Origin of the sequence: Cellulomonas biazotea (assembly GCF_004306155.1) — a bacterium.
In the GTDB taxonomy this organism is placed as follows: domain Bacteria; phylum Actinomycetota; class Actinomycetes; order Actinomycetales; family Cellulomonadaceae; genus Cellulomonas; species Cellulomonas biazotea.
Genome location: NZ_BIMR01000341.1, coordinates 1 through 3,839, shown reverse-complemented (window position 1 = coordinate 3,839; position 3,839 = coordinate 1). Strand labels below are relative to the sequence as shown.

The 3,839-nt window shown below is 76.5% G+C and carries 1 protein-coding gene; it reads left to right on the top strand.

Going from position 1 to position 3,839, the window contains the following annotated elements:
* Positions 1 to 195 precede the first annotated feature (195 nt).
* Entirely contained in the window at positions 196 to 3,516 is a 3,321-nt protein-coding gene (locus CBZ_RS18160) for a hypothetical protein (RefSeq protein ID WP_130782873.1), read from the top strand.
* Positions 3,517 to 3,839: the final 323 nt, after the last annotated feature.

Here is a 3,839-nt window from a genome sequence, read left to right as displayed (position 1 = left end):
CCGCCGGGCTCGCCGTCACGCGCTCGCCGCCCGGTCGTGCGCTCGTCGCCCGGCCGCGGGGGTCACCGCCCTGTCGCGCGGTCGCCGTCCGATCGCGTGCGGCCCACCGGATCTCGTGTGAAGGTCGAGCCACGCGTCCGGCACCGCGGCGCGTGACGCGGGCCGGAGCCGGCCACCGGCCCGCCGGGAGGGGCCATGCGTCGCCGTGCTCGACCGACCCTCGCCGCGGGCGTGCTCGTCGCGCTGCTCGTGGCCCTCGGTGCCGTGTCCGGCGCGGCGACGCCGGCCGTGGCGCAGGTCGACCCGTCGGTCACCGGGACGCTGTCGCTGTTCAAGCGCATCGAGAACCTCGACACGGGTGCGAGCGAGGGCCGCCGCGAGCTGTGGACGATGACGGCCGTCAACACCGAGGACGCGGCGTACACGTTCACCGGCAACGGGCTCAACGGCGTGCAGTCGCTCACGGTCCCCGCGGGCGACTACACGATCAGCGAGTCCGGCGGGGTGCCCGGCTACGCGTTCGTCAGCTGGGACTGCGGGGCGGCGGGGTCGTTCACGACGCCCACCCCGACGATCACGGTGCCGCCCGGCGGCGGCGTCACGTGCACCGTCCGCAACGACGCGATCCAGTCCAGCCTGACGCTGCGCAAGGTCGTCGAGGGCGGCCCGGCGAGCCCCGACGCGTGGAACCTCACCGCGCAGGGCCCCACGACCCTCACAGGCCCGGGGACCGTCGGCGGGCCGGTGCGGATCGGTGAGTACCGGCTGTCCGAGTCCGGTGGCCCCGAGGGGTACGACGCCGGCGCGTGGGTCTGCACGGGCGGCACCCAGACCGGCCCGACGAGCGTCGTCGTGCAGCTCGACCAGGACGTCGACTGCGTCGTCACCAACACGCGCGAGGCGGCGACGCCGCACCTGCTGACCTTGCGCAAGGAGGTCGTCGGCGGCCCCGCGGGCGTGGCCGACTTCCGCCTGGGCGGCACGGGACCGACCGGCACGTCGGTGGGTGTCACGGGCTCGCCGAACGTCACCCAGGTGCCTGTCCCGTCGGGCTCCTACGCGCTGTTCGAGGCCGCGCTCACGCCCGTCGCGCAGCAGGGCTACACGGCGAGCCCGTGGACGTGCACCGCCGGCACCGTCACGGGCAGCACCCTCGTGCTCGCCGACGGGGACGGCGACGCGACCTGCACGGTCACGAACACGTGGACCGGCGGGACGCTCACGCTCGAGAAGGCCGTCGTCGGCGGGAACCTCATCCCGCAGGCGTGGACCCTCACCGCGACGGGACCCGGGGGCGTCGTCGCCACCGGTCGCCACGGAGCCGCCGCGGTCACGGACGTCGCGCTCCCGAGCGGCACGTACACGCTCGCCGAGTCCGGGCCCGGCAACTACGCGACGTCCGGGTGGGTGTGCTCCTCGGGCGGTGTCGGGACGGACCAGGTGCAGGTCACCCCCGGCGCCGACATCACGTGCACGGTCACCAACACGATCGAGCGGGGCAGCCTCACGCTCCTCAAGGTCGTCGACAACCGTGCGGGCGGCACGGCGCGGCCCGCCGACTTCACGCTCACCGGCGTCGACGCCGTGTCGGGCACCGTGATGAGCGGGGCGGCCGGGTCGGTCGACGTCACGCACGTGCCCGTCGACGTCGGCTCCTCGTGGGCCCTCACCGAGTCGGGCCCGCCCGGGTACACGGCCGGGCCGTGGACCTGCGACGGCGCACCGGTCGCCGCCGGCGTCGTCACCGTGACCACGGAGGCCGACGTCGTCTGCACCGTCGCCAACACGTGGGCGGGCGGGTTCCTCACGCTCGTCAAGGACGTCGAGGGCAGCAGCGCGCCCGCGGCGTCGTGGACCCTGACCGGCACGGGGCCGGAGGTGGTGGTCGCCGGCGCCAGCGGGTCCGCGGCGGTGACCCGCGTGCCCGTGCCCGCCGGCGACTACACGCTCACCGAGACCGTCGTCGCCGGGTTCGACGCGTCGCCCTGGGACTGCGGGCCCGCGCCGCTCACGGGGGACGTCGTGTCGGTCGCCGTCGGGGCGGACGTCACGTGCACCGTCACCAACACCGCGACGCAGCCCCACCTCACCCTGACCAAGCTCGTCGTGAACGACGCGGGCGGCACGGCCGCCCCGACGGCCTGGACGCTCGGCGCGACCGGCCCCACGACGTTCAGCGGCGTCACCGGGTCGCCGTCGGTCACCCGCGTCGCCATCACCCCCGGCACGTACACGCTCGCCGAGTCGCCCGCGACGACGCCCGGCTACGAGGCGTCCGACTGGCTGTGCGAGGCGGGCACGACGCGCATCGCGGCGCCCGACGGCGTCCTCGTGGTGCCCGCGACCGCCGCCGACGGCACGCCGTTCACCGACGACGTGCGCTGCGCCGTGGTCAACTCCGACGTCGACCCCGTCCTCACGCTCGTCAAGGACCTCGACAACCGCGGCGGCGGCCCCGCCGACCCGTCGGCGTTCGTGCTGCTCGCCATCGGCGACCGCGGGCTCCTCGTCGGGGCCACGGGCACCCCCAGCGTCACGGGCGTGCCCGTCGGCGCGGGCTCCTACCGGCTCTACGAGATCGGGGCGCCGTACTACGCGGAGGAGGGCTGGGCGTGCGTCGACGCCGGCGGCGGCGCGGTGCCCGTGACGGGCGGTGCGGTCGACCTCGCGCTCGGCGACGACGTCACCTGCACCGTGACGAACCGCTGGACGCGCGCGCAGCTCACCCTCGTGAAGTCCGTCGACGGGGGCCCCGCCGACCCCCAGGAGTGGCTGCTCGTCGGCTCGGCACCGGGCGGGTCGTCGTTCAGCGGGACGTCGGGGACGCCCGGGGCCACGGGTGTCGTCGTGCCCGGCACGTACACGCTGACCGAGGTCCCGCAGACGCCGCTCGCGACGCTCGGGTACGACCCCGCCGGCTGGGACTGCGGCCCCACGCACCCGGTGACCGACGGGACGGTCGACCTCGCGGAGAACGACGAGGTGACCTGCACCGTCACCAACGTGTGGGCCGGTGGGCGGCTCACGCTGCAGAAGGTGGTCTTCGGGGGTGACGCGCAGCCCACCGACTTCACGCTCACCGCGAGCGGGCCGACCGGGTCGTGGCAGGGCGTCGCGGGCAGCACGCAGGTCACCGGGATCCCCGTCGTGCCCGGCGTCTACCGGCTCGCGGAAGGGCTCGACGGCCCGGTCGGCTACCGCCTCGAGCGCTGGACCTGCGACGGCGCCGTCGTGCTGGGCGACGCGGTGGTCGTCCCGCGCGGCGCCGACGTGACGTGCGCGGCGCTCAACGTGTACGCGCCGCCCGTTCCTCCGGACCCGCCCGACCCGCCCGACCCACCCCAGCCGCCCGTGACGCCGGTCCCGCCCGTCGACCCTCCGGCGGGTGCAGCGGGCGACGGCGGAGCGAGCCTGGCGACGACCGGCGCGACCGGCGGTGCGCTCGCGCTCCTCGGCCTCGCGCTCCTCGCGGGCGGTGCGGCGCTCCGGCTGGTCCGGCGAGGTCGACCCGGCTGACCTGCGCCCTCGGGGTGACCGTGCTTGGCTGACCCCGGGTGCCACGACCGACCGGGGGGCGGGATGGACGACAGCCGACGTGACGACGACGGGGGCCCGCCGCCGGACGGACCCGACGCGCCCGCCACCGCCCCGCCACCGCCGGACGCCCCCGCCGAGACACCCGCGGACAGTCCCGCCGCAGCGTCCCCGGACCCTCGCGCCGTGCGGCGCGCGCGGTGGGGTGGCGCGGGACCCCGCACGCACGACCGTGACCGGCCCAGCGAGGCCGTCTCGCACGGCGGCCCCACGGCCCCGGTCCCGACCGTCGCGCCCGCGTCACC